We start from the raw sequence: 26902 nt of genomic DNA on the forward strand, positions 1-26902 counted from the left end.
GCCGATCGCTACTCGACGGTGACGGACTTGGCCAGGTTGCGCGGCTTGTCCACGTCGTAGCCGCGTGCCTGGGCGACCTCGGCGGCGAAGACCTGAAGCGGGATCGTCGACAACAGCGGCTGCAACAGCGTCGAGGCCGCCGGGATCTCGATCAAGTTGTCCGCGAAGGGCCGCACTGCCTCGTCGCCTTCTTCGGCGATTACGACCGTTCTCGCCCCACGCGCCTGAATCTCGCGAATGTTGCTCAGCATCTTCGAGTGCAACACCGCCCGACCCTTGGGCGAAGGCATCACGACGATCACCGGGACACCGTCCTCGATGAGCGCGATGGGACCGTGCTTGAGCTCGCCCGCCGCGAAACCCTCGGCGTGCATGTACGCGAGTTCCTTGAGCTTGAGCGCGCCCTCGAGAGCAACGGGGTATCCGACGTGTCGGCCGAGGAACAGAATGGTCGTGGCCGTCGAGAGCTCGCGCGCGAGTGCCCGAACCGGTTCGACCGTCTCGAGCACCCGCTGCACCAACTCGGGCATCGCTTCGAGTTCGGCGAATTCGCGCGCGACCTCGTCGGGGTACTTGGTGCCGCGTGCCTGCGCCAACGCCAGTCCGACGAGATAGTTCGCGGTCACCTGGGCGAGGAAGGCCTTGGTCGACGCGACGCCGATCTCCGGACCGGCCCGCGTGTAGAGCACAGCGTCGGCCTCACGTGGAATCTGCGAGCCGTTGGTGTTGCACACCGCGAGAACCCGCGCCTTCTGGTCCTTGGCGTGCCGAACGGCTTCGAGTGTGTCCGCAGTCTCACCGGACTGCGAGATGGCCACGACGAGGGTCGAACGGTCGAGAACCGGGTCGCGGTACCGGAATTCGCTGGCCAGTTCCACCTCGACCGGCAGCCGGGTCCAGTGCTCGATCGCGTACTTGGCCAGCAGGCCGGAGTGGTACGCGCTACCGCAGGCCACGACGAACACCTTGTCGACGTCGCGCAGCTCCTGGTCGGACAATCGCTGCTCGTCGAGCACGATTCGACCGTTGTCGAAGTGACCGAGCAACGTATCCGCCACAGCAGCGGGCTGCTCCTGAATCTCCTTGAGCATGAAGTAGTCGTGGCCGCCCTTCTCGGCGGCTGCCAGGTCCCAGTCGATTCGGAACGGACGTCCCTGCGCCTCGTTGCCCTCGAAATCGCTGATGTCGTAGCCGTCGGCGGTGATGACGACGACCTGATCCTGACCGAGTTCGACGGCGTCGCGGGTGTGCTCGATGAACGCAGCGACGTCGGACCCGAGGAACATCTCACCCTCGCCGACACCGAGTACCAGGGGCGTCGAGCGACGAGCCGCGACGATCGTGTCCGCGTGATCGGAATGGGTGAACACCAGGGTGAACGCACCCTCGAGGCGACGCAGAACTGCTTTCGCGCTGGCCACGAAATCGCCGGCCGTCGGGCCGTCGGCGTATGCCCGCGAGACGAGATGGACGGCCACCTCGGTGTCGGTGTCGGACAGGAACTCGATTCCGACTGCTTCCAGTTCCGCACGCAGCGGACCGAAGTTCTCGATGATGCCGTTGTGCACCACCGCGACGGTGCCGGACGCGTCCCGATGCGGGTGCGCGTTGCGGTCGGTGGGACGGCCGTGCGTCGCCCAACGGGTGTGTCCCATTCCGGTGGTGCCGACGAACGTGTCGGTGCCGATGTCGTCCAGTTCCGCTTCGAGATTGGCCAGGCGACCGGCCTTGCGCTCGACTGCCGTCGCTCCCGCGCCGTCGAGAATTGCTATGCCCGCAGAGTCGTAACCCCGATATTCCATACGCCGAAGCGCCTCGACCACCACACCCAGAGCTGGGCGGTGGCCGACGTAACCCACGATTCCGCACATGGACAATCAGGGTACTCGGCGGGGCGCGCACGACCCATTCGCTCGGGTGGACGTGTCCCCGTCACCTGACGCGCCGCGGTTCGGTAGCGTCATCTCTCGTGGCGAAACCGAAGAAGCTGGCATCTGCTCTCTCCAAGCGCGGCCCGCACAAGGTGCTCCGAGGCGACCTGGCCCTCGCCGGGCAACCCGGTGTCGTCTATACCCCCGCCGAGGGCTTCGGCCTGCCCGGCGTGGCCTTCGCACACGGCTGGATGCTGCGCCCCCAGCACTACACCGACACCCTGAAGCATCTCGCGTCCTGGGGCATCGTGGTTGCGGCACCGGATACCGAGCGCGGGCTCGTACCGTCCCATCGCGGTCTTGCCACCGATCTGGGCACTGTGCTCGACATCATGACGGGCGTCCGATTGGGCCCGGGCAACATCAGCGTGCATCCGGACAAACTCGCCACGGCCGGTCACGCGATGGGGGCAGGCACCGCAGTTCTCGCCGCCTCCCGGCGATCCGACATCAAGGCCGTCGCCGCGCTGTTCCCCGCTCCGACGGCACCCTCGTCCGAGGACGCCGCCGCGGGCCTCACCGTGCCGGGACTCGTCGTCGGAGACAATTCGAACGCCGACTCGCTCACCGACAACTCACTCGCGCTCGCCCAGGCCTGGAACGGACCGTCCATTCTGCGGCGAGTCGACGGCTCGACGGCGGACGGATTCGTCGAAGGCCGCCGGATCCTCGGCGCACTCGGCATCAACAAGCCCGACCGCAAGACTCAGCAACGCACCCGCGCCGTCCTGACCGCCTTCCTGCTGTTTCATCTGACCGGCGACTCCGACTACGAAGAACTGGCCGGAACCGCAGGAGACATCGACGGCACCCGAGCGGTCGATCCACATGCACCACTGGACGAGCAGCCCAAGCCCAAGGCCACGGCTTCGATCAAGGCGTTGCTCGGACGGGGCTAGCCCCCATCGTCACCGAACGGTGTCACACCAGCCACGATCGCGGCCCGTCGTTGGGGTCGGTCTCGACACGCGGTGGGGGTTCTCGCCGGTCCAGGTGAGCCGGTTGCAGCACCGAGCCCGACCTCGGCTCGACGTCGGAGTCCGCTCCGCTCACCTCGGCCGAACGTCGGTCGTCTCGGTCGACCGAAGGAGCCTGCGCCCGGCTCAACGCCTCGGCCGCCCGCGACATCGCGGCCCGGTGCTCGTCGCGTATTCGATGCAACTTCCGTCGCCACCCAGTGTCGGTGCTCACAGCGCCCCTGCTTCGCTCAGGCCCGCACCCGTGCTCGGGGCGGCGGGCTGTGCATCCTCCACCGGTCTGTGGGCAGCCACCGGGTGTTGTTCGGCAGGCTGCTCGAGGTCGGGCGATTCGGGTGAGCACTGCGCCTGCACATCCGAATCGGCTTCGGACGGAAGCACCGGCTCGGTCGCAGGGACCGGCTCGGGGTTGGGCACCGGCTCGGTCGCAGGCACCGGCTCGGATGGGAGCACCGATTCCGCCGCAGGGACCGGCTCGGTCGCAGGCACCGGTTCGGACGGGTGCACGGGTTCGGACGAGAGCACGGGTTCGGACGGCAACGCCGAAGCCGGAGCCGGTACGTCCACCGCGTCGGCGACTCCGGGAATCTCGACGATCTCGGGTAGGCCGAACGGTCCGATTCTCATCTCGAACGAGCGTGTTCCGAGTCCGGGAGTCTCGAGTTCGAGGGACACCACACCGTCGTGTTCGAGCGCGATGCGGGCCCGATGCCCATCGAGCTCGGCCTCGAGATGACCACGCTCGTCGCCGGGCGTGGGCGACGCCTGCCCGGGCGGCGGCAGCGGAGCCGGCTCGGGTCGCCGGTCGCCAGTCCCGTCCGGAGCAGCGTCCTTCGTGTCGTTCTCACCGGCCCGGCTCTCGACTGCGGTGTCGCCGGAACCGTCGAGATCTCGACCGTCGATCGTCTCGGTCAGAGCATCGTCGATCCGGTCGACGATGCCGGCGACGACTCGATCCACGAGCCCGTCCAGAGAATCCCCCACCTCGTCACCGGCGGGGTTGTCAGCGGTCGGATATCCGGCCGAAAGCACGGTGTCTGCGCCGGCCGGTCCGTGGCCGCCCGGCACTGACGCCGCCGGTCCGACCGCAGCAGGTCCGACCGCCGCAGGTCCGGCAGCAGGTCCGACCGCCGCAGGTCCGACCGCGGCCGAACCGACGGCTGCAAGTTCGGCTCCGGAAACGGCCGGTGCAGAACCGATCTCGGCCGGACCCAGGTCGACGGACGAGCCGTCGGGCCGCGGCCACAGCGCCGACGCCCCGGGTTCCATCGCCCAACTGCTCTCGTCGACTTCGCCGAACGATGGCTCGTGAACACTTCCCAGAACGTCCACCACCAATGCCAGACATCTTTCGACGGCGACGTCCGTGGCAGTACATGCTGCGAGGACTGCCTCGCACGTACCCTGCACCCGCGGTACGAACTCGGTGTCGATCCATCGCCTGCAGCGTTCGGTCACCTCGGCGGCGAACTCGTCGGAGACATCACCGCCGAGCGCCCTGTCCTTCAGATCCTCGAACGCAGACGCCAATCGCGGGAACACCGCCTCTCGATCTACCGGGAGGCACTCGATTCCCGACGCAACGACGATCGCGTCGATCTGGTCGACATCTTTGCCGTCCACCAGCTCGATGTCGATGCCGCCGACGAGCTCGGCCTTGTCGGTCACGGCGTCACGGCGTCACGGAGAACGTCGACGGCCGCACACATCGTTTGATGAGAGTCCTCGATCGACGCCAGGAACTGAGAAGCCTTCTCCTGTTCGGCCGAGAGGTAGGTCCGAACCGCCTCCCCCGCATCACCGTGCCACCGCAACTGAAGGACCCGGCGGAGTTGCACCTGCTCCTCGAGTTGATCGGTGAGTACGGCGGACACCGTCCCGACGGCGTCGGCATCGGCTCCGAGCGCGCCCAAGTTCAGTCCGCGCTGCTCGTCGTACCTGGCGCACACGTCCTGATATCGCGGGACGTCGACGCCCGGAACGCGGCTCGCCAGCGGCAGGAAGCGCTCGAAGTACAGCAGTCCTTCTGCGTTGGCATCGAGAATGTCGTCGATCGACGCCCCGTCACCGGACGAGGCCGACGGAAGTGTCACCGGTGTGACTCGATCGCGTACGAGGCGGAGTCGTCCTGTTGCTCGTACTCGTTCATCGCGGTGGTGAGGGCTTCGGAAATGTCCTCGACCGAGGACCGCCAGGCCCTGACGGCACGCCCGAGCCCGAGGTGCGCCTGGGAATAGGCAGCACCCAGGTCACCGTAGTTCCGTCCTGCCCCCGCGGTACCGAAGCCTGCGTCCGCCACGGAATCGGCTGCGTCGCCGAGCGCCTCCGCCGACAACGCCAATGAATCCGCCACGCCGCGAACTCGGTCCACGTCCACCCGAACCCCATCGCTCATACGTTCCCGTCCCCCCTCGCAGTGCCCCTATCTCACTATGACGTGCGCCGACTCACATCGGTTCCGCAGAGAGCGGTAACGTCCCGATGTGAAATGTCAGTAACAGGTACCTGAAGTGGCTGCACCAGCTGCTCACCGAACGAGGAGTCCCATGCACATCGGAACGATGCTGAACTACAGCGGTGGTTTCAACGAGACCGTCGCCGAGGTGGCCGAGCTCGAGAAGGCGGGTCTCGACATCATTTTCGTGCCCGAGGCCTACTCGTTCGACGCCGTCAGCCAACTCGGGTTCCTCGCGGCCAAGACGAGCACGATCAAGATCGCGTCCGGCATCTTCCAGATCTACACCAGGACTCCGTCACTGACCGCCATGACCGCCGCCGGTCTCGACTACGTCTCCGACGGCCGGTTCGTACTCGGACTGGGCGCGTCGGGACCACAGGTCGTCGAGGGCTTCCACGGCGTCAAGTACGACGCACCCATCGCCCGAACCCGCGAGGTCATCGAGATCTGCCGCCAGGTCTGGCGCCGTGAGAAGGTGCAGCACCAGGGCAAGTACTACCAGATTCCACTGCCCGCCGACCGGGGAACCGGCCTGGGCAAGCCCCTGAAGCTGATCAATCACCCTGTGCGCGACCGCATTCCGGTCGTCATCGCCGCGCTCGGACCCAAGAATGTCGAACTCACCGCCGAGATCGCCGAAGGTTGGCAGCCCATCTTCTACTTCCCGGAGAAGGCCGCCGACGTGTGGGGCGAGTCGCTCGCCGCAGGCAAGGCCAAGCGTGACCCGTCACTCGGCGAACTGCAGGTCTTCGCGAGTCCCACCCTCGCCATCGGCGAGGATGCGGAGAAGTACCTCCCCTGGGTCAAGCCACACCTGGCGCTGTACATCGGCGGCATGGGAGCCAAGGGCAAGAACTTCTACAACTCCTTGGCCCAGCGATACGGGTACGAGGCCGAGGCCGAGAAGATCCAGGACCTGTACCTGGCAGGCAAGAAGGAGGAGGCCGCCGCGGCCGTGCCCGACGAGCTCGCTCGCGCGGTCAACCTCATCGGCCCGGAAAGCTTCGTCAAGGAGCGAGTGGCAGCTTTCGCCGAGGCCGGTGTGACCACTCTCAACGTCGCGCCGCTCGCCGAGAACACCGCAGGACGCGTCGCGCAGCTGACCGCACTGCGCGAACTCACCGCCTGAGACGTCAGACCGACGCGACCCGGCCCGCCAGCTCTTCGGCGAGCCGGGTCGCGACGTCGAGTTCGGACGCTTCGACCATCACACGCACCAACTGCTCGGTACCGCTGGGGCGCAACAGAACTCGCCCCGATTCACCGAGTTCCCGTTCGGCCGACGCCACCGCGTCCGACACCGACGGTGCCGACGCCACCGCTGCTTTGTCGGACACGCGCACGTTGATCAGCACCTGCGGCAGGGTCCGCATGGCCGACGCCAGATCCGCGAGCGAACGCCCGGTCTGCGCCATCCGCTCCATCAGTCGCAGCGCCGTGGCGATCCCGTCTCCGGTCGTTCCGACCGCGGGCAGCACCACGTGTCCACTCTGCTCGCCACCGAGCGCGAAGCCGCCGCGGCGCAACTCCTCGAGTACGTACCGATCTCCGACCGCGGTGGTGCGCAACGTGATTCCGGCCTCGCGCATCGCAATGTGCAGACCGAGGTTGCTCATCACCGTCGCGACCAACGTGTCGTCGGTCAAGTGGCCCGCGTCGTGCATCGCGATGGCCAGTACCGTCATGATCGCGTCGCCGTCCACCACGGAACCCGACGCATCGACGGCGAGGCATCGGTCCGCGTCGCCGTCGTGCGCGATCCCGAGGTCGGCTCCGTGCTCGACGACGGCCTTCTGCAAGCCCTCCAGGTGCGTCGACCCGCACCCGTCGTTGATGTTCAGACCGTCGGGTTCTGCATTGATCGCCACGACCGTCGCACCGGCCCGCCGGTAGATCTCGGGCCCGACGACCGAGGCGGCACCGTGCGAGCAATCGACCACGACGGTCACGCCGTCGAGTCGATGCGATACCGATCCGGCCAGATGTTCGGTGTAGCGCGCCGCGGCGTCGTGCGCGAGTTCGATACGGCCGATCGCGGCACCGGTGGCGTCGTAGGGCTGTTCGTCGTTCCGGGAGCGCCCCTCGGGATCGAGGGCAGCTTCGATCCGGTCTTCGACGTCGTCGTCCAGCTTGTGTCCACCGGCAGCGAAGATCTTGATTCCGTTGTCGGGCATCGCATTGTGGGACGCCGAGATCATCACGCCGAGCGCCGCGTCGTATTCGGCGGTGAGGTAGGCGACTGCGGGTGTGGGCAGTACGCCGACGTCGATGACGTCGACACCCGACGCGGTGAGTCCGGCGGACACGGCTGCGCTCAGCATCGCCCCACTCACCCGCGGATCACGACCGACCACTGCGACGGCCCTGACGCCGTCGACGTTCGGTGCCAACACGGCGGCTGCGGCTCGCGCGATCCTCAACGCCAGCTCAGCGGTCAGAACCCCGCCCGCAAGTCCCCGAACTCCGTCGGTGCCGAACAATCGCGCCATGAACCAAGACCCCTTCGAGCGGAGAGAATGTGGTGGAAAATGCCTCGAGGGCAGGCGTCCGATACTGCTGGATGCCTGCCCTCGAGGATGAAACGGGTAAGACGCGTCAGCGCTTGGAGTACTGCGACGCCTTACGGGCCTTCTTCAGGCCGTACTTCTTGCGCTCGACTGCACGCGCGTCGCGCGTGAGGTAGCCCGCGGCCTTGAGCGGCGGGCGATCGTCGGGTGCGAGCTCGATCAGTGCACGCGAGATGGCCAGACGCAGTGCGCCTGCCTGTCCCGACGGTCCGCCGCCGTGCAGCAGCGCAACGATGTCGAAGGACTCTGCGCGGTCCACCAGAACGAGCGGAGCCTTGATCAGCTGCTGGTGCACCTTGTTGGGGAAGTAATCCTCGAGGGTACGGCCGTTGAGCTTGAATCCGCCGGTGCCCGAGGACAGCCGAACGCGAGCGACGGCTTCCTTACGGCGACCGACGGTCTGGATCGGGCGATCGAACACGATCGGGGCCGGAGCGGCTGCGGCTTCGATGTCCGAGACGACCTCGGGATCTTCGACTGCCACGAACTCGTCGGCGGCGATCTCTTCGATGTTCTCCTGCGACGTCACGTCATTTCCCTCCGGCGCCGTCACTGGGACACCTGCTTGATCTCGAACGGAACGGGCTGCTGAGCGGCATGCGGGTGGTTCGGTCCCGCGTAGACCTTCAGCTTGCTCGCGATGGCATTACCGAGCTTGTTCTTGGGGATCATGCCGACGACGGCCTTCTCCACGAGACGATCGGGATTGCTCTCGAGGACCTGACGGGTCGAGCGCGACTTCAGACCGCCCGGATGGCCGGAGTGGTGGTGGTGGAACTTGCCGTCGAGCTTGTTGCCGCTGATGGCAACCTTCTCGGCGTTGATGATGACGACGAAGTCGCCACCGTCGACGTTGGGTGCGTAGGTGGGCTTGTGCTTACCGCGGAGCAGAGTCGCGGCCTGGACGGCGAGGCGTCCGAGCACGACGTCCGTGGCGTCGATCACATGCCACGTCCGGGTGGTGTCCCCGGCCTTCGGGGCGTAAGTAGACACAGAAAATTCCTGTCTTCATGATGTCGCTGCTGGCCAAGACGAGTGGATGCCCTCGGCGGCCAGTTGAGACCCGAGGACAAGAGCTCGATACGCACAGAAGTACGCGGCGAGCCCATACACGCCAACGGGGAACGATACCGGGAGCGGACGCCCAGGTCAAAACACCTCCGCTCGTCGACGCCTCGACTCGTCGACCTCGTCAGCGCAAGCGCACACACTGCATGCATCGACGGGCAGCGGGAAGAGCCTCGAGCCTGATCGCCGGGATCTCGCTTCCGCACCGCTCGCAGGAACCGTAGGTTCCGGCCGTGAGCCGCGAGACCGCCGCGTCGATCTCGCGGATCTCCGACTCGGTGTCGGTGATCAGCGCGGCGATCTTCGCTCGCTCGAACGCGATCGTCGACCCCTCGGGATCGTGCTCGTCGTCGTCGGTGGTCAGCCGCGATCCTTCGATCACCGACGCCAGTTCGGCCCGAAGCGACGCCAGTCGACGGTCGGCACGAGACCGCTCGGCCCCCAGTACTGCTCCGACGTCCGTCACCGAACCAGTAGACACCCGGACCGCCGTCGTGACCAGTTTCTCCGGCTCACGAGAACCGAGCTCGATGAAGACGGAAGCCCCGACCGAGGTCTCGGTCGGGGCTTCCGCTCGTCGTGACGACGGGTCAGCGAGCCATCCGCGCCTTGTTGGCCATCTCGACGCCGTGCATCGTCTCGCCACCGGTGCGGGCGGCCGCGACGAGGCTCGACAGAATGAGGTTGAGCTCGTCGGATGCAGAGCTCCACTGACGCTGCAGCTCGTAGTAGGACGTCATCGCGTCGCCCTCCCACGACTGGTAGAGCCGCTTCGCGGTGCTGTCCACGTCCCCGAGAAGGTCCTTGGTCACGTTCGCCTGCTTGTTCATCGCCTCGGTCAGCGCCGCGATCTGCGCGAAGTCGTATTTCATGTCGGATCGGTCTCCTTGGTCGAGCGTGGTCGTGTGGATTGTCGTGTGGTCACCGGATGCACGTTCACCTGAACGAGGACAGTCCCGAATTCAGCGATCCGGCCACCTGGTTCACGGCCGACACGTTGTCGTCGTCGGCGTCCGAGTAGCCGTGGCCGTTCGTCTTGATGTCCGCGGAGATCTGCTCGAGCGCGCTCCGCATCTTCTGCGCACTGGTGTCCCACTGAGCCATGACGTCCTGAAAAGACTTGCCTGCCTTGCCGACCCACGCCTCGGCGGTCTGCTCGACGATCGACCGAACGGCCGAATTGGACGCGTTGATCGACACACTCAGGCCTTCGATCGTGGCACCGGCGGCCACGAGCTCCTGCGGTGTGACCGTGACGCCGTTCGACGAACCCGTAACTTCCGGTCCCCCTGGATATCCCACTTCGACTCCTTGTCTCCGATACTCGATTCACATGCACCCGCGGCGCACGTGCCGATCGACCGAGAGGCCACTGTCGGCCCGCTCACTCCCCTACATCTCCTTGGACGCAACGACCCCTCGATTCGGTTCCGGCCGTGCACGAAAAACTGTGGGCCGCTCTCACGACGGCGCAACGATGTCCAAAGTCTGCGTTGCCTGACCGCATTCGGCGTCGATCACCGTCGCGTCGTCTCCCTCGAACTGGCAGCCGATGCTGACCTGAAGGTCGGACTGGACGAACACGCGCCACAGCACCGTCGAGTCGTCGATCGGTCTCTCGGTGTAGGCGATCCCGACGCGGCCGCCGAAATCGCGGGTGGATTCGAGCGATCCGATGGTGGAATCCGGCCCACGGGCATCGATGGCCGACCGAAGCTCGTCGGCAACCTGCTGCTGCGTCGAACCCGGTGACAGCTCTGCCACGGTGACGACGATCCGACGCTCGGGTGGGGTCGGCGGAATCAGCACCATGCGGTCCGCTTCGTCCACCTTCGTCCAGGTGTCCGGCAACCGCATCGACACCCGCCCGGACACGAACGTCACCGTCTCGACCGGCGTCGGCGGGTCGGTCGTCGTGGTCGGTAACGGTTCGACGAGGGACGACACAGCACTCGGGGCCTCGGTAGGCGACAACGGTTGCGCTGCAACGCTATCGGAAGCAACGGGAGGACGTCCGGTGAAATGCACAGCTGCGCAGACGAATACGATGACCGCTGCTGCCGCACTCACGGCCGCGAGCAGCTGGGGACGCCGCTTCTCCCGCGGCCGCGGCGGGGCGGCCACGTCGTCGAGCCATGCCGCCGATCGCGTCGTCGCAGCACGGACCGATGGCACGGGGACGAGATCCGCCCCGGCTCGCCGATACAGCGACCGGGCGACATCGAGTCCGGTCAACCATCGAGTGGGGTGATCGGCGACGGGATCCTCTCCGACGCGGGGCGCCGCCACCACGTACACCTCGTCGGGGCAGTTCGTGACCGACGACCGGACGTACTCCCCGACCGCTCGTCGCCAACCGTCGTCGTCACCCGTACCGAAGGGCAGGATCGCGCCGGTGTCTCCGCCGTGCGCCCCCGATTCGTCGAGAACGACGACGGACGTGTCGAGAGGCCCGACTTCGACGACGACCGCGGCGGACGGCGCGCGTTCACCCGACCACGACAGGGCCGCCTCGGCCGTCTCCACGAGCACCACCTCGTTCGCCGAGGTCGCAAACAGTGCACGAAGGATGCTCGTCCGTTGCTCGCCCCAGGTCGATGGATACGCGATCTCGAGCACGTCGAGTCGGTCGTGCACCCCGGCACCGTTCAGGGCCGACCACACGATTCCGTGCAGTACCGCCTCCCGGTCCCACACCGAGCTCCCCACCGGGACCGACGCATCGTCGATACAGAGCAGGGGCGAAATCTCGTCTCCCTCCGTGCCCCGGCCGAACACCAGACGACCACCCTCGGCCGTGGCGAACGCCGATCCGACGCTCTCTCTCGGACCCTCGAAGGCTCCGGCCGTCGCGACGACGGAGATCTGCGTGTAGCCCAGATGCACTGCGGCATAACGCCACGAGGGGCTCGTCAACTCGAATGTCCGAGCTGAACGAGTGCCTGGCCCGAGCGGTCGACGAACACCCCACGTCCGGGCGGCATGGCACTGGGACGTACCGTCCCGAGCAGATTCCCTTCGTCGCGGCTTCCGCTCATGACCAGTCCTGGCGTGACCAGATCGCGCAGCCGTCCGATCACCGGGTCGAACAGAGCCCGGCCTGCCCCGCCGGAACGACGCGCCACGATGAGATGCAGCCCGATGTCTCGTGCATGGGGAAGGTGTTCCACCAACGGGGCCAACGGATTTCCCGACGACGTGGCGACCAGATCGTAATCGTCGACGACGACGAACACCTCGGGGCCGTTCCACCACGACCGCTCGCGAAGCTGCTGCTGGGTCACATCCGCCCCCGGCATGCGGTCGGCCATGCGGCCCGCGAGGTCGACGAGCATGGCCGTCAGCGTCGCCTGCGAGGCCGCGTACCCGGCCAGATGCTCGGAATCGACTGCGCCGAGGAGAGTTCGGCGGTAGTCGGCGACGACGAGTTTGACGGTGTCGGACGAGTTCGCCTCGACGAGCGATCGACAGATTCCGCGCAACAGAGAAGTCTTGCCGCACTCGCTGTCACCGAACACGACGAAGTGTGGATTCTCCGCGAAATCGACCACGACCGGCGCCAACTCGGCTTCGTCGATGCCGATGGGAACTCCGAGCTCGGGGATACCGCCGCGGATTCGTGGCCACGTATCACCGAGCCGATCGACGATCGCGGATCGTTCGAGCAGCTCGGGCAGCATGCGCACCGGCGGTGCCGGGGTTCCCGCAGATGCAGCCGCGATCGCGGCGACCGACTCACCGACCGCGCGAGAGAGTCCGTCGACGGAACAGACGTCGTCCACTCGTGGAAGTGCGATCAGCAGATGCAGTCCGTCCCTGGTCATACCCCGGCCCGGACGCCCCTCGGGAACGCTCGCGGCCTTGGCTCGGCCCATGTCCGAATCCGACGGATCTCCCAGCCGCAGTTCCAGTCGAGTACCGATCAGGTCCTTGGTCGCGGGCCGAACTTCCGCCCACCGAGAGGCGGTGAGGATCAGATGCAGACCGAAGGCGAGGCCCTGCGTCGTCAAGGTTGCGATCTGCTGTTCGAGACTCTCGAAATCGGACCTGATGGACGGCCAGCCGTCGATGACGAGAAAGACGTCACCGAACCGATCCTCGGGGTCGACGGGGTGCGCTGCACGACGCCGTCGGAACTCCGCCATCGAGTCGATCCCGCGATCACGGAAGGTCTTCTCTCGCTGCCGAACGACGCCGGCGACCTCGGCCACGGTCCGCCGAACCCGGTCGACATCGAGCCGGTTGGCCACCGATCCGACGTGCGGCAGATCGGCCAGCCCGGCCAGCGTTCCGCCGCCGAAATCCAGGCAGTAGAACTGGACCTGCGCCGGCGAATGCGTCATCGCGAGCGCCAGGATCAACGACCGAAGCGCCGTCGACTTACCCGATTGCGGGGCACCGACGATGGCGACGTGGCCCGCAGCACCGGACAGATCGACGGTCAGCAGATCACGGCGCTGATCGAAAGGCCGGTCGATGATGCCGATCGGGGCACGCAGGGCGGCGAGCGGACCGATGCGCTCGGTCAGAACCGAGTCGGGCAGCAACCGGTTCAAGGTCGGTGCGGTGTCCAGCGGCGGCAACCACACCTCGTGGGCCGGCGTTCCGCGACCCCGAATTCGTCCGACGACCACATCCAGCACCGTCGGGCCGGTGCTCCGGGAGTCGACCGGATCCGGTTCTGCCTCGGGCGCAGTGGCAGCCTCGATGCGGCCGAGATCGACCGAGTCGAGCGGTACCGCGTAGGCGGTGAAGGGTTTCGGCCCGATGTCGCCTCCGAGTGAGGGCCGAACGCCAGGACCGGAACGCGGCGGCGAGTACGGGCCGGAGACGTACGCCGCGGCGAACCTGACGATCTCGGCCGAATCGCACTTGAGGTAGCCCGCACCCGGTTGTGCAGGTAGATGATAGGCGTCGGGAACTCCGAGCACCGATCGAGACTCGTTCGCGGAGAACGTCTTCAGGCCTATTCGGTAGGACAGGTGACTGTCGAGACCGCGTAACTTTCCTTCTTCGAGGCGCTGGCTGGCGAGCAGCAGATGCATGTGCAGAGAACGTCCGAGCCGACCGATCGCGACGAACAACTCGGCGAATTCCGGTTGCTGGCTGAGCAATTCCGAGAATTCGTCGACAACCACGAACAAGGCGGGCATCGGCGCCAGATCCGCTCCCGCGGCTCGTGCCCTCTCGTAGTCGGAGACGTTCGCGAAGTTGCCGGCCGAACGCAGCGATTCCTGCCGACGGTTCATCTCACCGGCCAGCGCATCGCGCATTCGATCCACCAACGCCAGGTCCTCGGACAGGTTGGTGATGACCGCGGCCACGTGCGGTGCCGACTCCAGGCCGCTGCATGTGAGAGTGACACACCGTAAGCGTCAGAACGGCCCTGGCGCGGGCTTCCCTCCCGCAGCCAGAGCCTCAGCCCAATAACGGAAACGAGCCGTCATGAGCCTGCACAGAAACATATCCGCACCCACCGACAAGCGCGCATACAGCCGCGCCTACGTCGTAACCATCCTGGCCGGCCTCAGCCTCTACCCGGTATTCGTGGGCATCTGCCACGCGGCACAGGCCCTCGGGTGGCTCGCATGAACGCCGTTGTCGCAGAGCACCTGCGACTCAAGCACACAGACTGCGCACCCCGCACGAGCGCCGTACACGTCGGAATCAGCGGACGGCACCGCCAACCCGTCACAGTCGTATGGCCCACCGTCAGCGGCGTACTCGTGCGATTTGTCGGAGACGGCACCTTGCGGCACGTGCACCCGACCGACCTCGCCCGCGATCCTCAGCCCGCGATCACGACGCATTCGAGTGTCGCAATCTCGAACGCAATCGTGGAGGTTGAGACCTACGAACAACCCGCCACGCTCACGGAGCCCGCACGGCCCGCCGTGCACGGTGTTGCGGTGGAGTGCCGGGAAGTGTTGGACCTTGAGCAGGCGCGCGCGATGCGGGACGCCCTCATTTGCGCTGTGCGCGAGCTGGAACGCCTGCACGGAAATTAGGGCCGCCTGCCACTCTACGTCGCTATCTGCGCGAGTCAGACGTTAACCGACCGCTCCCAGTTGCTTGTGCTGACAATCTCCCGCGAACCTGGCCGGGAGAGCTTCGCCGTCGACTGATCCCCGGCAGTGGAGTCAACTCGCAGCCGCTCACGCCTCCAAGCGTGGGCGGCTATGAGTCGTGGGATGAGACGGTCAGCGGGCCAACACTGGGGCGCTCCACTGGGGCATCAAGACACAGGGCGAAGCTCCGTCCGGTCTGGGCGAGCCCCGCAGGGCCGGTCAATCAAATCCGAGAGGAGTCGAACGCGTCATCGTCGTAAAGGGTCATCTCCGATTCTGGTGGGGATGGAACCTCTCGTGGCACTTCGATGCTAAGTCCCGGCACTTTGCATCCCAACAAGCGCCGATCGCGCGTGAACAGCGCTTCCCCCCATTGCATAGCGGTAGCCAATACAGTTGCGTCTGCGCCCCGAAGTCGGTGCTGCACGGCCAATTCCGCAGATCGCCGCGCCAAATTCTCCGAAAGCTCCGCGACAACGAAACCACTGCCGTGAATCCAGTCGCGAGCCTTGGCAGTCCGCTCTTCTCGAACGTCCACCGGCACCTTGTCGTCCGTAAGCATCACCGGGCATCCAGCTATCTCAGCGACAACAATGGCGGGCAATACGATTTCGTGCAGCTCACCATGCCCAGCGAGCAGCCACCGTGCTCGCTCGGCCCACTCGGGTTCCTCGCCCGTGAGCAAGTCCACAACTACACAAGTATCTACAACCACACGTTTCAGTTGACTACTCACGCTGCTGCCTCACCCATTCCACGGACCCCAGCCCATTTGTCCAGTCACGACCGAGAATGCCGGCTACGTCATCGAGCGCAATCTGAGCGTTCACGACAGGTATCGCTTCCAGGCCTTCTACGTCAACCTTGTTCAGCTCCCCCTCTAGATCACGGTGCATTACGCCCCAGACCTCAACCTCCTGGTCAAGGAGGCGCTTAATGTCACCCGCGAGGCGAGCTGGGAAAGTTAAGGCAATGGCTCGCTGGTCATTGACCTCACGGAGACCTGCGGAGCGTCGAGATGAGTCGTTGGTGTAACGGTAGAGGACACCTCTGACTGCACCGAGCGACTTCGTTGAGTGCTCCAATAACGCGCGTGCATTGTCGGCCAAGACACGATCAATATCAGCGACCGCGTCACCGATCTTCATGCGGACGCTCTCCACCCCAGCCTTCGCGCCAACCTTCTCCAATTCGATCAGCGCGCGAAGCGAGTCCGATCTCCAACCAGGTGGAATGGCACCTGTCCCTGCACGGAGTTCTTCGACACCTTCGTGCAGCGTTGTAACGCGGCCTTCGTCCGCTCGCACGCCCATGACCGCGCTACTGACATGCAGGTCCGATAGGCGCAGATTGGGTGCTTCTACTCCTTCGAAACTGCGAATAATCTTGTCGAGGGCTGAAAGTGCATCGGCAACAGCCATGGGGTCTATCAACCCATGCTGACCGTTCAACGTGATCTGGACATCGTCTGCCGCCATCTGCCCTCCCTTCGACCGTCATTGTGCATGCCCGGTACGACAGACTAAGCCAGATCTGTTCTCAAAGCCGCCGAATCAGACAGTGCCGAGTCGCAGCCAAACTGGGGAAGCTCCGTCAGGCCCCCCATACGAACGTCAGTCTCGGCGAGTCCGAGTGTCGAGATAAAGCACCACAGTCACGACAGTTGTGGCGATGTTGCAAGCAAGTTCGATAGCGCTGGCAATGTGTTCGTAACTGGGCACAGAGGGCCTCCTGCGTGTTGCAAGGATGCCCGGCCCACAGCCAGCAGCGATAGACCTTCACAGTACACCGTAACCGTCTATCCGTGAATACCTTTGCTAGAGGGTAGGTCTCAGGTTCCTGCACAAGTTGCGCACGCATCATCGTGGCCGCATCCTGGCTGACGTGACCGAATGGATGACAACCCGGCAAGCCGCCGACCATCTACAGCGCAGTACCCGCTACGTGCTGGACGCTGCCCGTTGCGGTGAGCTGGTCGGGTATCAGAACCGTGCGCCGCATGGCTCGTGGAGGTTCAAGCTTTCCGACCTGGACGGTTGGCTCGAACGTGGACGCTAGCCCTTGGCTGACCACCCGCGAGGCAGCTGGGCACGCGAGGTGCCATACGCAGACAGTGTTGCTCGCAGCACGTGCCGGCGAGCTGGTCGGCTATCAACGGCGTGCACCGCACGGCTCGTGGCGGTTCAAGGTCGAGGACCTGGAGCGGTGGATGACGGGCACACGGTAGAGTCGGACATTCCCAGCAGGAAGGTGTCCGATATGCGAAGGTCCGTGAACGTCCCGATGCTGCTGTGGCATCTTGCACTCATGTTGGGCATTGCGTTGGCTTACCTGGCCGGCTACACGATCATCCTGGCGGGCCTTGTGATCCTTGTTTTCCTCACCCTCGCGGCCTCTTTCCGCCGGGAGCGTAGCGCCCAGCCGCAAAGCTAGTCTCCCGACTCGGGCGAGCCTGCCCGACTACTGCCGAGTTCCCTTGCGCACCTGGTACACTCGTGCCTTGGAGAACCCAGTCGCCTCAGCGATGGCCTCCCAGTGCAACCCCTCGTCGAACGCAGCCGCCACGGATTCCCGTGTGCGAGCGTCCACCTCAGCGATTTTCGCTTCGAATTCCGCGCGTTCCGCTCTCTGATTTCGCAGGTCGTCCAGTGTTCCCATGCAGGTCAGTCTAGCGGGCTGAAAAAGGTTCAGGCGTGGGTTGCACGGCGATGGTCTAGCGCGCTAGTCTAACTGAAATGGCAACCACAGGAGTTGAAATGACAAGTACTGCAACGTTACTCGCATCCACCACCACGCTCGCCATGTTCCCGACCACCGACGCCGGCGACTACCTCGACCTAACTTTTACCGGCAACGGACGCGATGAGCACGACGCGTTCTCCTATCTCTACGACTTCGCCAAGGCCAACAACCTGAGCTTGCGTCACGATCCCGAGTCGGACGCCACGATGACCGGATGGTTCGTTGAGAACGCGGAAGGGATGCAGTTGTTTGCCGCAATCGTCAAGTAGCTCCCTCGGAGGCGGGTGGCGAACACGGCCATTCCGTTCCCAATACGGCCACCCGGACAGAACACCGACCGTGCTCGTATAGTGCACGCTCGTCCACTTGACTAGCGTCGGCATCGGGACTGACGCCGAGAACTACGTCCGCAATGCGACAACTGGCAATTGGGCCGCTGCCTAACACTTGACCACTGAATCAGGCCCTGTAGCGGTCAGTAAGACTCCCTGACTAATTCGGTGCGCCTGAAGTAGCTGACGGGTATTATTTGGTCCAACTAAATGTGCGTCCTGCACGCTTGTTGATCGCAGCGCAACGCATCCTCAAGAAAGCCAACCATCCGGCGATGCCGAGCTTGGACGACTAGTCTTTGGTTATGGTCACATCCGAACCCCCTGGGACGCAGGACGATAACTTTCTTTTCAAGATTCCGCGTTGGTTGGGCGAGAATCAACTGTGGGTGCTGGGCCTTACCCCCGTTGCTCTGGTTTCCTTGAATCTGCTTTTCGTTGCTAGTGGGGACCTTGCCACGCTTCGGGTGCTAATTAGAGGTATCGACCCCCTGACCGCGATTCTGGGTTCGATCCTCCCGATCATGCCGATGGTTCTGTTGTATCTCGTTCCCTACGTGATGGAGCGTCGTCTGTTTGGCGAACCATTGCCTAAGTGGACCGCGCCGGTCGTACTAGCGGTTGTGGTGACTGGCGCAGTCACGCTTCCGAGTTCGATGTTTGTATTGCTCTCTCTCCTGGGGGCTATGCTCGTCTTTTCTATCTTTGAATGGTTTCAAGCGCGGTCCGGCAGAGCGCGTGTACGAGTTTTTCGTCCATTCACCGCTGCTGTCTTGGTCGTAGTGAGCTCCGCGAGTGCCGGTCCCTGGATTCCGACTGAGGTCGTTTCCGTGCGTGGCGACGCTGCCGTGACCGCGTACGTGATGGGGACAGAAGACGGGTGGACCACGCTAGTCCGTGTTGGCGGGGGCGTCTCGATGGTCGAAAGTGGGAACATAGACGCGCGGGTGGTCTGCAATGAACGCCACCGGGGGCGGACCGTTATTGAGACTTTGACGAATCGCCCCGAATCAAATCCGAATTGTGACGACGTCCCGTCTGAACCTGGACCTGAAGAATAGTAGCGGAGACGCCCCGTTGGGTGTCCTGACAGCCTCGTGGTCCGCGTTTGAAGTCGTTGAAGGGTTGGCCCTTCTCCGGGATTTGTTCGGTTACCGTTAACAACGATGCAGGACGTATGAATAGCTGGATCAATTGTGCCGCCCAACTACTTCAGGCGCACCCCACCAACGTTTAGTGCCATTGTCTTTGCAGTCATCAGTGGCAGGCAACACCTCAGGTGGGCACAGGCCTGTGTGAAAATCGTCGTTTCGATCAAGGTAGCACTGGCCAACCTCTGATCGCAGGACTCGTGCACCCTCCATTCACATGCCGACGTCCATCCTGAGCGGTTACGATCGAAGTCATTCGGTGTCGGGATTGTCGTCAGCCGCCGGCGGCTCAAGTTCTCCTTGTTCCGGGCTCTTTGATGACCTGGAGCGCGAGGCCAAGTACCTAGCAGACTCAATATCCAGCGTTACGTAACCCTCCAACCGCCAGGAACCACGTTTTACCAGTTCACCAGACAAGATTATTGGAAAGCGTTCCCGGTACGCACGGATTGCCCAGTCATGTTCTCGGCCTTCCAGCTCGACCACGATCTTCCGCATTTGTCCGTCGACCTCGCCTAGAACTGTGACCGCGCCCGATTCTTCGGGCTCACCACCATTGACGGCTCTCGACAAGGCAAGTACCGGCCCGACAATCTCGACAACTGTTGGCATCTTGCGTGTCGTTAGCTGTTCCGCTACCTGCGGCAAGGCCAGGATTTGCTCTTGCTCGAATGTCACAATGTTCGGAAGCGGGTTTTCGACGCTCTGGATCACTGAAGGAGACCAATCAAAAGAGACCTCAATTGTTTGAAGCCCCTCTTCATCAGTAATTTTTTCCAACGCTTCTACCAGTTCGAGACTCACCCCGCGTTCGACGGCTGAACCTATTGGCTCGCCTCCCGAAGCAACCCCCCGGACTGCATCGAGCCCGCGAGCGAGCGTCGTCATCACACGGCGGCCGTAAGGCAGTATCTCATCGTTCTTGCTGCCCGCCTTTACCTCCGTATTTGGTGTCTCATCATCGAATCGGGCGACCGCCGTAACGACAAAGCTTCCCTTCTTGGTGTGACCCAGGCGCAGCTTGTCCGCAATGAACGACTCGACCTCGGCAGGCCTTCGTCCTTGATGTGAATGATTGGGATTCGACGTCGTGGTAGCCGCAGCTTTGACCATCGTCGCGATACCGTCGAGGGCTCGCTGCGCTTGCCGAAACGGTATAGTTCCGTCTCTGGAGAACTGAGAAATTCTAAAGAAGAATAGATCCGCAGACAGGGCTGCAACTTTTTCGGCTAACGCAACCGAAGTTAGTTCATATACCTTTCGGATCGCTTGATTTGCTTCGAAAAGTCTAGTTTCGTAGTCGAAATACTCATCGTCGAAAATTAGAGTTACGGCGGTAGCGGGGACGTCCTCTGGGGCTTTCCAAATCTCCCATTCGCTGTCTTTGTCCTCGACAATTGCCCAGCGATTAGCTCCCAGGAATCTTTTCAATTCGTCCGGAGGGATTAGGCTCGACTCCGTGATCTGCTCAAGATCCACCGATCCTCCCGTCTCCGATTTGCTCCATTATTCCGAGCAAAGTGTCCCTGGTAAATAAGTGATCGCGCGGAATTTTGACTGTAATACTTTGCTGACCGGGTGGGAGTTTCGGGATATCGAGCCCAAAGATCCAATACATCGTGCTCTCAGTCAACATTCGAGTTTCATCGTGGTCCAGCCAAGCGTCAATGCTGTCGGGGACGACGAGCAGGGCTAACAGTGCAGGAACCTGACGCTTCTCTGAGGTGAGATACTTGTGCGTGCGCGCATCTATCACCCAGGCAATCTCCCTGGACCTAACCACATCGACGCGAGCAGTGCACTTTAGCTGCACGTCAATTTGTGGCCCTAGTTTGCGGCTGTACTCAGCTGAAGACTTGATCGAGATGTCGACCCCGTCATGGTCGGTCGAATAGCTGGCCACTGAACACCCGGCCGCTGCGACCACCATCCTGATGAACGCAATGCTGAGCTGTTCCTTCATCTGTGTGCCGGGAAGCGAGTCCATGGGCAGGACTGAAATCGGGTCCACGCTGGTCGTCAAGGGCAACCTGCCTCGTCCGGGATCATGCGTGGACTCTAGCCCAGCACTCGGCACTGCGAACGCGAACGCGAACACGATCATTCGATCGGTCTAGTTCCTGCTGCTGGGAACAGTCAGGATCAGCCCTGCCCGCACCTCCTACTTCGGCCGACGACGCGTGATCCGATCCGTATCCGGCGCAAGCTGACTCTTCGCAGCACCCACTAGTCCATCAATGGCATTGCCAAGCTTGGCCTGGTAAGAAGACATCGAATCTAGGTTGGACAGCTCGGTCTTCGCTGCGTCATGGAGGTCTGACTCCTCAGGGCAGTCGACTACATTGCGAATCATTTGTCCGTGAGACGCCACGGCAGAATAGGCTTCGCGATGGAGGCGCTTGACGGCATTGAAATGGGTCAACACCTTGTCGTCAACCAACGTGAGTCCAGTCGATTCGATGGCATGAGCCAACGGACGCCTAGCTTCCACTATCTCGGCTGCAACGGCCGCCACCTGCTTGCCGTAGGCCTCGAATGCGAGCCTCAGTTCAAGGTCCACTAGGCCGTTCCGTACATAGATCCCCCGCGCGGTGCGCGCACGATTGACGAAGGACTTTGTATCGTCCGAGAACGGCCTTATCAGCGCCAGCAGTTCAGCCACTGCATCCCGCTGCACTGCTCGACGATCATCCTCTCTGTCCTTCCGATGCCTGAGGCCGGCGACCCAAATTGCTGCCAAAGCTACCGCGACGGTAGCCACGTTGCCCCAGCCCGGTGTCCAGTAAAGGTTTTGCAGAGCAATAGTCTTACAAGTCACCCGCTGCACCTGCCTGCTAGTTGATTCGCGCCGATTCAAACACAGAACGCCGAAGCGGACCCTGTGATATCGCAGCTCGCTATGAGTGTGAGTGCACGAAGTGTAGCCCGCAGTCTGGCTCCGCTACCCGCCCATGCTGACGGTTCCGCGCGGTCACTGAACTGGGCGTAGGTTGCTTATTTCGATACATAGTCAGACGTAGAGTAAGGACAAATCGGCATTTAGAGTGCATTCACACAACGAATCGAACGTCTAAGCTTTGCCCCTCTCAGGCTGAGATGAAAGCTCAATGTCTTATCTACGCAGGGATAGCGGCAGTGTCTCAGCTTGGCGGAAATCGACAAAGCGGGGATATCGGTAGCAATGCCTGAGGGGCTTCCACGAGTGCGAGAGGGGGTCACCCCCCCCCCCCCCCCCACCCTTCGATTAGACCCGTCTCACGTCCACACTGAGGGACGTTTGTCAAGCCCCGTAGAGTCACCAGTCCCGTAGGCTCTTAGATTGCCCCTGAGGGCTTCTGTTTCCTCGGGCACTGTTGCATCCGTAGTGTGCTGCTTGCAGTGGTCCTAGATTGTGTCCGCCTTTGGACCCCGCTGATGTGGGATCATCGGCAGGTGACGCAACCTGTAGCCACGATTATCGCCGCGTGCATCGCCGTTATCGCCGCAAGCATTGGGTTACTGGGCGTGATTCTGAACAACCGGTATCAGTCGAAACTTGACGATCGGAAGGCAGCTCGCGAGCTGACAGAGGTTCGGAGGCTCGAAAAGTCGGACCTATTTGTCAATGTCATTGCGCAGGTTGATGAGATTGCGATGGGCTACTACCACGCGTTAGAAGATGACCGGGACGGAGACGAACCGTTCCATCGGGTCGATCAAGAGCTTCCCAAGTTACGGCTTACAGCCATCCGTCTTGAGCTGCTTGGCTATACAGCCGAGGCTGCGGCTGTCAGGCAATACCTCGATTTGATGGTCAACGCGGTTACAGGGAATGCGAATCCCACCCCGGCTAGAATTAACGATCAGCGGGACGCCATTGTTCTTGCCCTTGGCGATGCATTCACCACACTCAAGGCAGGTGGTTAGGTCTGTCCGCGCTGGCCCCCGTCCGTCGCGGTTGCACCCGAGGACCAGTGCCTCCGGTTGTCCTGCGTCGTTCCGCGAGTTCGTCAAGTGGTGACCGTCGTGTTTGTGTCGGTGGCTTGTGGCTTTCGAGTTCCCCGAGCACGTGCACGAACTGACGTGACAGTGAGGCAAGCTCGCGTGCGGACCCGGTATGAACGATGGTCCTTGCCAACAAATCTCGTAGCGCCGTCAGTGTGGCCGCTGTGTCCCCTGACGCAGCGGCCTCTTCTAGTCCTAGCGGCTTTGGTTTGGTTGCCATCAGTCGCCGCTCACTTCCGCGCCCACATGCGCAGTTCGTAGCTGTTGACTCCGCCGCCTGTCTTGGACAGGAACCGTTGCGGAACCTTCACCGCGAACACCTGATTGGTCGTGGTCGGGTCACCGCCGGGAATGCGCCGGTAGGCATCGAGCCGCGTAGCTGTGCCCGGTGCCGCCTTCTCCACCTGGCCCAGTACCGTCTCCCAACCTTGGGTTTCAGCACGCATGGTGATGGCCCTGACCATCGAGTCATCACCGGAGTACCGCGCCCGTGCGATTGCGTCCAGTGCGGCCTTTTCGTTGGCGATGTTGTCGGCGCGTTCGAGTGCGTCACGGTGTGCCATCAGGGTGGCCGGATCGGTTGAGGCGGGGCCAAACAGTCGCTTTTCGGCTGTGATGGTGGCTTTGTCTACCTCGGTCTCGAATGCCGCCCGGTACTTGTTCATCGCCGCCGTGGTCTCTTCGTAGAGGGCTGCCTGAGCGGCCTTCTTTCCGTCGTCGGTGAGCTTGCCGTCGTTGTCGATTGCTGCGAGCTGTTGTTCGTGGCTGGCCTGTAGGCCCTGCACTGCCTTTACGTCGACATAGGGCGCGAACTTGCCGCGAACGGTATCGAGTGCGGGTGTGTCCGTTGCTTCGGTGTCTGTCATCGGTGGTGCTCCTAGAACGCGTGTTTGATTGCGGCTGCCGCTCGGTCCTGCGCGCTACCGGATGGTGGTGAGTCGTAGCTGGCGAAGCCGCTTCGGGCCTGGCGCTTGGGTCCGGTGCGTACGGGCTGCGCCTTCTGCCATTCCTTCAGCGCGTCGGCGTGCGCCTCTAGCTCGGTACGGTCTTTGCCGGCCAACACCCCGGCAGGCAACCCGTTCTCTCGGGCTACATCGGCCTTGAGCTGTGCGAGTTGCAATCCGTCGCGCTCGGTGGTTATCGCAGTCAGGGTGTTGCGGGTGGTGTCGAGTTCGAGCCGTGCCGCTTCAAGGTCGCGGCGTAGCGTTTCCAATTCGGCATCGACAACGGGTTCGTTGACCTGCTCGTCAGGCTCAGACACCACCGGCTCGACTTCGGCCTCGGTTGGTTCAGGCAACTTCGTCACCGCCGATCAGGACGTACGCGGCAGCGGCCAAGCGGTCGGTGAGGGTGTCCACGTCATCGACGTTGGAATCGAGGTCTTCGGCCAGCTCGTGGTAGCAACCGAGCAGCAGTTCGAGGCGGGATTCGAGAACGGTCACCTTGGCGGTGAGTTCAGCGTTCGTCAGTTCGGTTTCAGTAGGGGAGGTCATTGTTTTCGTCCTTCGAGTTTGTGGGTGCGTCGTTATGTACGCTGGTTTCTGATCGGTAATGGTTGACGCCGTTGAGTAGGATTGCGCCACCGTATTTGCGTGGCCTCATCATCTTTGGCATATCATTCGGTGATCCCATTTAGATATCCCCTAGCAGGTAGTCAATTTCTTCGATAAGTCGAGCGAGTTCACTTGGTTCGGCGGAAATCTTGGTCCGCCCCTTCTCGACAATTACCTGTTTCCGGTATCTTCGACACGGGGTTGAGAACCATTCGTGGGTCGATCCGTAGTTGCCGTCCACCGCATCCTGCAGGGCGTCGCAGAGTTGGCGTAATGCCGTGACTGTAAAGCCCTTGGTGAAGTGGCTGGACCCGTATTTGTCGTTTAGGGTGAGCGAGTATTCGCGGCGTGTCTGACCTGGTTTGTTGAAACGCTTACCAATGTTCCACGTCAGGTGCACGGCTCGGTGACCTCACCGAGTTCGGCCAGTGCGTAGGCGAAGCGCAGGAATGCGCCGTCCTGAATGGAATTGTCTATTTCTTTGTGAAATCCGGTTGTGTCGCCGCGTTTGACTGCATTGACTGCGGCTGTCGCGCGTTGCCGGTCGGTGTCACTGATTCTCATTGTTCATTCTCTCTCGGACCTTACGGACGGTGGACGGTGAGCATTCGCATTCGCGGGCGATCTGCTTTATAGGAGTCTGTTCTTTGAGTAGTTCGGCTATCCGCTGGCTTGCCGGGTGGCGGGGTCTGCCGCCCATCTGGCCGCATTCCCGCCTGCTCGACCTGTAACGACGGTTCGCGTCGGCTACCGCTGCGAGTAGGTCGCCTACCTCGAACACGTGCACCTCGCCGCGTCTGCGGCCTCTGACTTGCCTGGTTGTTCGCCAGCGCCTCAGGGTCCGCTCTGACCGTCCGGTGATGCGGATTGCCTCGAACTCATCAACCCACCTGTTCGGGAATGCCACCGGGGCCAACGTTGGGGCGTCATCGTCGCCGCCCATGCCGGGAAGTGTTCTCACGCTGCACTCCGCTTTGATCCGATGCCGCTGTAGTGATTCAGCAGGTCGTGAATGACAGGCCAGGTGGTCGCGTGACGGGCCATGAGGGTGTGTAAGTGGTCGTGCATTCCTGGCGCTTCCTGGTAGTCGCAGTCGCCCATTCGGGCCAGCAGACGCCGGCTCAGGCGGTCGGCAGGTCGCGAGTCGTCATAGAGCACCCCGCGAATGTCGCCGGCCCTCGGGTGGCCCACCGGATAGCGCCACGTCCGGCCCAGATCGGCCATATCAACCCGGCATTCCTCAGCCCAAAACGCGAGATTGTCTAGTTGCAGGTCCGCCGCATCGACGCAAGTGAGGTCCATCGGGGCTTTCGGTCCTGGTCGACCCGCTGGCCGCGCTTTGTCGGCACCCTCGGGCACCGCTTTCGGGATTCGGTACAGACCTCCACGCAGATAAGCTATGGACTCGGGGATCGTCTGCACGATTGCGTGCATCGAGTATTGGAGAATCAATTCAACTCCCTGCCCGAAACAGGGCGACGATGCGACTCTTACGTTCCTCGGTCAGCGGTGGTGCTGTGTCAACGATTCGTTTGATGTATTCGGCTATGTCGTCCGTGGGGCGTTCAAGGGCGGCAGTCGGCATTAGTTCCTCACTTGGGCATAAAAAATCCCCCAGCGTTGCCGCCAGGGGTGTGCAATCAGTGTTTGCTATTGAGTTGTTGCGGGCCGTCCAACCTTCTTGCGATACCGCATCGCCTGAACGGACGCGCACTGTTCGAGGCTTTCGCGGTCATACAAAATCAGCGAACGTGCTTGCCGGTATGCCGTGACTTCGCCAGATTGCCGCCATATTTGGAGAGTGCGCCGGCTACGTCCGACGTGATCGGCGGCTTGATGCTCGGTCAGCCATTCTCGTAAGTCCATCGCCCCTCCTTTCGTTGCGCTCAGCGCAGTGATTTCCGCGCAAAAATTTTGGGTGAGGCTGCCAGTGCCCGTCATCGGCGCATTTTGATAGGAAAGCTCTGACAACCCCACGAAATAAAGATTACCAATCAGATCGGACGAGACCTTTATTTGAAACCGTGGACGTGAACCGATTGCCTAGCTCGTGCCAGGCACTTGCTAAGCG

At 63.0% G+C, this 26902-nt stretch carries 34 protein-coding genes and 1 pseudogene; 9 read left to right on the forward strand and 26 right to left on the reverse strand.

Going from position 1 to position 26902, the window contains the following annotated elements:
* Positions 1-8: 8 nt before the first annotated feature.
* Positions 9-1871 carry a glutamine--fructose-6-phosphate transaminase (isomerizing) gene (glmS, locus tag CH296_RS01015; RefSeq protein WP_032397509.1) on the reverse strand — a complete coding sequence of 621 codons (1863 nt, stop codon included), beginning with the start codon at positions 1869-1871 and terminating at the stop codon, positions 9-11.
* A 98-nt stretch (positions 1872-1969) separates the two neighbouring features.
* On the opposite strand from glmS, the gene CH296_RS01020 reads away from it, so the two are divergent.
* Positions 1970-2830, forward strand: coding sequence for a dienelactone hydrolase family protein (locus CH296_RS01020; RefSeq protein ID WP_032397510.1), 861 nt, complete (start codon positions 1970-1972; stop codon positions 2828-2830).
* 22 nt (positions 2831-2852) lie between these two features.
* Here the strand turns inward: CH296_RS01020 and CH296_RS01025 are convergent, their stop codons facing one another.
* Genes CH296_RS01025 through CH296_RS01055 form a run of 4 tightly spaced genes read right to left on the reverse strand, consistent with a single transcriptional unit; the run spans position 2853 to position 5303 of the window.
* Positions 2853-3122, reverse strand: coding sequence for a hypothetical protein (locus CH296_RS01025; protein ID WP_143546293.1), 270 nt, complete (start codon positions 3120-3122; stop codon positions 2853-2855).
* On the reverse strand, positions 3119-4576 hold the full coding sequence (locus CH296_RS28725; protein ID WP_179277598.1) for a hypothetical protein: 1458 nt from the start codon (positions 4574-4576) through the stop codon (positions 3119-3121). Before CH296_RS28725 ends, CH296_RS01025 begins: the two co-directional genes overlap by 4 nt.
* Positions 4573-5001, reverse strand: a complete 429-nt coding sequence (locus CH296_RS01050; RefSeq protein WP_094683816.1) for a hypothetical protein — start codon at positions 4999-5001, stop codon at positions 4573-4575. The genes CH296_RS28725 and CH296_RS01050 overlap by 4 nt, the downstream gene beginning before the upstream one ends.
* Positions 4998-5303, reverse strand: a complete 306-nt coding sequence (locus CH296_RS01055) for a type VII secretion target (protein WP_094683817.1) — start codon at positions 5301-5303, stop codon at positions 4998-5000. Before CH296_RS01055 ends, CH296_RS01050 begins: the two co-directional genes overlap by 4 nt.
* A gap of 151 nt (positions 5304-5454) precedes the next feature.
* On the opposite strand from CH296_RS01055, the gene CH296_RS01060 reads away from it, so the two are divergent.
* The gene (locus CH296_RS01060) at positions 5455-6495 is read left to right on the forward strand and encodes an LLM class F420-dependent oxidoreductase (protein ID WP_032397514.1); all 1041 of its coding nucleotides are present in this window, start codon (positions 5455-5457) and stop codon (positions 6493-6495) included.
* Positions 6496-6499: 4 nt separating this feature from the next.
* Here the strand turns inward: CH296_RS01060 and glmM are convergent, their stop codons facing one another.
* From glmM to eccCb, 8 genes and pseudogenes are all read right to left on the reverse strand, one after another.
* Positions 6500-7855 carry a phosphoglucosamine mutase gene (gene glmM / locus CH296_RS01065; RefSeq protein ID WP_094683818.1) on the reverse strand — a complete coding sequence of 452 codons (1356 nt, stop codon included), beginning with the start codon at positions 7853-7855 and terminating at the stop codon, positions 6500-6502.
* A 106-nt stretch (positions 7856-7961) separates the two neighbouring features.
* Positions 7962-8486 carry a 30S ribosomal protein S9 gene (rpsI, locus tag CH296_RS01070; RefSeq protein WP_032397516.1) on the reverse strand — a complete coding sequence of 175 codons (525 nt, stop codon included), beginning with the start codon at positions 8484-8486 and terminating at the stop codon, positions 7962-7964.
* Complete coding sequence (rplM, locus tag CH296_RS01075) at positions 8483-8926, reverse strand: 50S ribosomal protein L13 (protein WP_032397517.1); 444 nt, start codon at positions 8924-8926, stop codon at positions 8483-8485. The genes rpsI and rplM overlap by 4 nt, the downstream gene beginning before the upstream one ends.
* A gap of 199 nt (positions 8927-9125) precedes the next feature.
* Positions 9126-9467 carry a TraR/DksA C4-type zinc finger protein gene (locus CH296_RS01080; protein WP_052050160.1) on the reverse strand — a complete coding sequence of 114 codons (342 nt, stop codon included), beginning with the start codon at positions 9465-9467 and terminating at the stop codon, positions 9126-9128.
* 124 nt (positions 9468-9591) lie between these two features.
* Positions 9592-9873: a WXG100 family type VII secretion target gene (locus CH296_RS01085; protein WP_032397518.1), complete on the reverse strand. Its 282-nt coding sequence runs from the start codon at positions 9871-9873 to the stop codon at positions 9592-9594.
* Between the two features lie 64 nt (positions 9874-9937).
* The gene (locus CH296_RS01090; RefSeq protein ID WP_176459470.1) at positions 9938-10303 is read right to left on the reverse strand and encodes a WXG100 family type VII secretion target; all 366 of its coding nucleotides are present in this window, start codon (positions 10301-10303) and stop codon (positions 9938-9940) included.
* 159 nt (positions 10304-10462) lie between these two features.
* Positions 10463-11917, reverse strand: a complete 1455-nt coding sequence (locus CH296_RS01095; protein WP_094683819.1) for a type VII secretion-associated protein — start codon at positions 11915-11917, stop codon at positions 10463-10465.
* Positions 11914-14355: pseudogene (gene eccCb / locus CH296_RS01100) on the reverse strand (type VII secretion protein EccCb); the annotation flags it as partial. The pseudogene eccCb and the gene CH296_RS01095, both read right to left, overlap by 4 nt.
* A gap of 91 nt (positions 14356-14446) precedes the next feature.
* Here eccCb and CH296_RS28730 point away from each other — a divergent pair.
* Both CH296_RS28730 and CH296_RS28480 read left to right on the forward strand, forming a co-directional pair.
* Positions 14447-14593, forward strand: a complete 147-nt coding sequence (locus CH296_RS28730) for a hypothetical protein (RefSeq protein WP_179277599.1) — start codon at positions 14447-14449, stop codon at positions 14591-14593.
* A gap of 167 nt (positions 14594-14760) precedes the next feature.
* Entirely contained in the window at positions 14761-15009 is a 249-nt protein-coding gene (locus tag CH296_RS28480; protein ID WP_143546295.1) for a hypothetical protein, read from the forward strand.
* 283 nt (positions 15010-15292) lie between these two features.
* On the opposite strand, the gene CH296_RS01110 is transcribed toward CH296_RS28480, so the two are convergent.
* Both CH296_RS01110 and CH296_RS01115 read right to left on the reverse strand, forming a co-directional pair.
* Positions 15293-15805: a PIN domain-containing protein gene (locus CH296_RS01110; RefSeq protein ID WP_094683821.1), complete on the reverse strand. Its 513-nt coding sequence runs from the start codon at positions 15803-15805 to the stop codon at positions 15293-15295.
* Positions 15798-16547 (reverse strand): hypothetical protein, encoded by a 750-nt coding sequence (locus tag CH296_RS01115; RefSeq protein ID WP_094683822.1) that lies wholly within the window; start codon positions 16545-16547, stop codon positions 15798-15800. The genes CH296_RS01110 and CH296_RS01115 overlap by 8 nt, the downstream gene beginning before the upstream one ends.
* Before the next feature lie 418 nt (positions 16548-16965).
* On the opposite strand from CH296_RS01115, the gene CH296_RS29830 reads away from it, so the two are divergent.
* From CH296_RS29830 to CH296_RS28735, 3 genes are read left to right on the forward strand one after another with little or no spacing between them, the layout of a single operon-like run.
* The gene (locus CH296_RS29830; RefSeq protein ID WP_143546296.1) at positions 16966-17127 is read left to right on the forward strand and encodes a helix-turn-helix domain-containing protein; all 162 of its coding nucleotides are present in this window, start codon (positions 16966-16968) and stop codon (positions 17125-17127) included.
* A complete protein-coding gene (locus tag CH296_RS29835; protein ID WP_143546297.1) occupies positions 17069-17296 on the forward strand; it encodes a helix-turn-helix domain-containing protein in 228 nt (75 codons plus the stop codon). Before CH296_RS29830 ends, CH296_RS29835 begins: the two co-directional genes overlap by 59 nt.
* A gap of 44 nt (positions 17297-17340) precedes the next feature.
* Positions 17341-17502, forward strand: a complete 162-nt coding sequence (locus CH296_RS28735) for a hypothetical protein (protein WP_179277601.1) — start codon at positions 17341-17343, stop codon at positions 17500-17502.
* 27 nt (positions 17503-17529) lie between these two features.
* On the opposite strand, the gene CH296_RS28740 is transcribed toward CH296_RS28735, so the two are convergent.
* Positions 17530-17727: a helix-turn-helix domain-containing protein gene (locus CH296_RS28740; RefSeq protein ID WP_094683825.1), complete on the reverse strand. Its 198-nt coding sequence runs from the start codon at positions 17725-17727 to the stop codon at positions 17530-17532.
* Positions 17728-17804: 77 nt separating this feature from the next.
* On the opposite strand from CH296_RS28740, the gene CH296_RS01135 reads away from it, so the two are divergent.
* The gene (locus tag CH296_RS01135; RefSeq protein ID WP_143546298.1) at positions 17805-18080 is read left to right on the forward strand and encodes a hypothetical protein; all 276 of its coding nucleotides are present in this window, start codon (positions 17805-17807) and stop codon (positions 18078-18080) included.
* Positions 18081-19546: 1466 nt separating this feature from the next.
* On the opposite strand, the gene CH296_RS01145 is transcribed toward CH296_RS01135, so the two are convergent.
* The 3 genes from CH296_RS01145 to CH296_RS01155 all read right to left on the reverse strand — a co-directional run bounded on the left by CH296_RS01145 (position 19547) and on the right by CH296_RS01155 (position 21956).
* On the reverse strand, positions 19547-20773 hold the full coding sequence (locus tag CH296_RS01145; protein ID WP_094683828.1) for a hypothetical protein: 1227 nt from the start codon (positions 20771-20773) through the stop codon (positions 19547-19549).
* Positions 20763-21281, reverse strand: coding sequence for a DUF4365 domain-containing protein (locus tag CH296_RS01150; RefSeq protein WP_179277602.1), 519 nt, complete (start codon positions 21279-21281; stop codon positions 20763-20765). The genes CH296_RS01145 and CH296_RS01150 overlap by 11 nt, the downstream gene beginning before the upstream one ends.
* A 174-nt stretch (positions 21282-21455) precedes the next feature.
* Entirely contained in the window at positions 21456-21956 is a 501-nt protein-coding gene (locus CH296_RS01155; RefSeq protein WP_143546299.1) for a hypothetical protein, read from the reverse strand.
* Positions 21957-22726: 770 nt separating this feature from the next.
* Between CH296_RS01155 and CH296_RS01160 the strand changes: the two genes are divergently transcribed.
* Positions 22727-23200, forward strand: coding sequence for a hypothetical protein (locus CH296_RS01160; protein ID WP_094683831.1), 474 nt, complete (start codon positions 22727-22729; stop codon positions 23198-23200).
* A gap of 308 nt (positions 23201-23508) precedes the next feature.
* On the opposite strand, the gene CH296_RS01170 is transcribed toward CH296_RS01160, so the two are convergent.
* The 7 genes from CH296_RS01170 to CH296_RS28495 all read right to left on the reverse strand — a co-directional run bounded on the left by CH296_RS01170 (position 23509) and on the right by CH296_RS28495 (position 26808).
* On the reverse strand, positions 23509-24144 hold the full coding sequence (locus tag CH296_RS01170; protein WP_094683832.1) for a hypothetical protein: 636 nt from the start codon (positions 24142-24144) through the stop codon (positions 23509-23511).
* Between the two features lie 11 nt (positions 24145-24155).
* On the reverse strand, positions 24156-24539 hold the full coding sequence (locus CH296_RS01175; protein WP_143546300.1) for a hypothetical protein: 384 nt from the start codon (positions 24537-24539) through the stop codon (positions 24156-24158).
* A 28-nt stretch (positions 24540-24567) separates the two neighbouring features.
* Entirely contained in the window at positions 24568-24771 is a 204-nt protein-coding gene (locus CH296_RS01180; protein WP_094683834.1) for a hypothetical protein, read from the reverse strand.
* Between the two features lie 450 nt (positions 24772-25221).
* Entirely contained in the window at positions 25222-25395 is a 174-nt protein-coding gene (locus CH296_RS28745) for a hypothetical protein (RefSeq protein ID WP_179277603.1), read from the reverse strand.
* Positions 25382-25774 carry a helix-turn-helix domain-containing protein gene (locus CH296_RS29840; RefSeq protein ID WP_143546301.1) on the reverse strand — a complete coding sequence of 131 codons (393 nt, stop codon included), beginning with the start codon at positions 25772-25774 and terminating at the stop codon, positions 25382-25384. Before CH296_RS29840 ends, CH296_RS28745 begins: the two co-directional genes overlap by 14 nt.
* A 14-nt stretch (positions 25775-25788) precedes the next feature.
* Positions 25789-26055 (reverse strand): hypothetical protein, encoded by a 267-nt coding sequence (locus CH296_RS01190; RefSeq protein ID WP_143546302.1) that lies wholly within the window; start codon positions 26053-26055, stop codon positions 25789-25791.
* 426 nt (positions 26056-26481) lie between these two features.
* A complete protein-coding gene (locus CH296_RS28495) occupies positions 26482-26808 on the reverse strand; it encodes a helix-turn-helix domain-containing protein (RefSeq protein ID WP_143546303.1) in 327 nt (108 codons plus the stop codon).
* Positions 26809-26902: the final 94 nt, after the last annotated feature.

It is taken from the genome of Rhodococcus sp. 14-2496-1d (assembly GCF_002259365.1).
GTDB lineage: Bacteria > Actinomycetota > Actinomycetes > Mycobacteriales > Mycobacteriaceae > Rhodococcoides.

Excerpts from the sequence above, each read along its gene's own strand:
- glmS (WP_032397509.1), bottom strand. The coding sequence starts at position 1,871 with ATGTGCGGAATCGTGGGTTACGTCGGCCACCGCCCAGCTCTGGGTGTG.
- CH296_RS01055 (WP_094683817.1), bottom strand. The coding sequence starts at position 5,303 with ATGAGCGATGGGGTTCGGGTGGACGTGGACCGAGTTCGCGGCGTGGCG.
- CH296_RS01060 (WP_032397514.1), top strand. The coding sequence starts at position 5,455 with ATGCACATCGGAACGATGCTGAACTACAGCGGTGGTTTCAACGAGACC.
- glmM (WP_094683818.1), bottom strand. The coding sequence starts at position 7,855 with ATGGCGCGATTGTTCGGCACCGACGGAGTTCGGGGACTTGCGGGCGGG.
- CH296_RS01085 (WP_032397518.1), bottom strand. The coding sequence starts at position 9,873 with ATGAAATACGACTTCGCGCAGATCGCGGCGCTGACCGAGGCGATGAAC.
- CH296_RS28730 (WP_179277599.1), top strand. The coding sequence starts at position 14,447 with ATGAGCCTGCACAGAAACATATCCGCACCCACCGACAAGCGCGCATAC.
- CH296_RS01115 (WP_094683822.1), bottom strand. The coding sequence starts at position 16,547 with ATGGCGGCAGACGATGTCCAGATCACGTTGAACGGTCAGCATGGGTTG.
- CH296_RS29830 (WP_143546296.1), top strand. The coding sequence starts at position 16,966 with ATGACAACCCGGCAAGCCGCCGACCATCTACAGCGCAGTACCCGCTAC.
- CH296_RS29835 (WP_143546297.1), top strand. The coding sequence starts at position 17,069 with ATGGCTCGTGGAGGTTCAAGCTTTCCGACCTGGACGGTTGGCTCGAAC.
- CH296_RS28740 (WP_094683825.1), bottom strand. The coding sequence starts at position 17,727 with ATGGGAACACTGGACGACCTGCGAAATCAGAGAGCGGAACGCGCGGAA.
- CH296_RS01135 (WP_143546298.1), top strand. The coding sequence starts at position 17,805 with ATGGCAACCACAGGAGTTGAAATGACAAGTACTGCAACGTTACTCGCA.
- CH296_RS01150 (WP_179277602.1), bottom strand. The coding sequence starts at position 21,281 with ATGGACTCGCTTCCCGGCACACAGATGAAGGAACAGCTCAGCATTGCG.
- CH296_RS01170 (WP_094683832.1), bottom strand. The coding sequence starts at position 24,144 with ATGACAGACACCGAAGCAACGGACACACCCGCACTCGATACCGTTCGC.
- CH296_RS01180 (WP_094683834.1), bottom strand. The coding sequence starts at position 24,771 with ATGACCTCCCCTACTGAAACCGAACTGACGAACGCTGAACTCACCGCC.
- CH296_RS28745 (WP_179277603.1), bottom strand. The coding sequence starts at position 25,395 with ATGAGAATCAGTGACACCGACCGGCAACGCGCGACAGCCGCAGTCAAT.
- CH296_RS29840 (WP_143546301.1), bottom strand. The coding sequence starts at position 25,774 with ATGGGCGGCGACGATGACGCCCCAACGTTGGCCCCGGTGGCATTCCCG.
- CH296_RS01190 (WP_143546302.1), bottom strand. The coding sequence starts at position 26,055 with ATGGCCGATCTGGGCCGGACGTGGCGCTATCCGGTGGGCCACCCGAGG.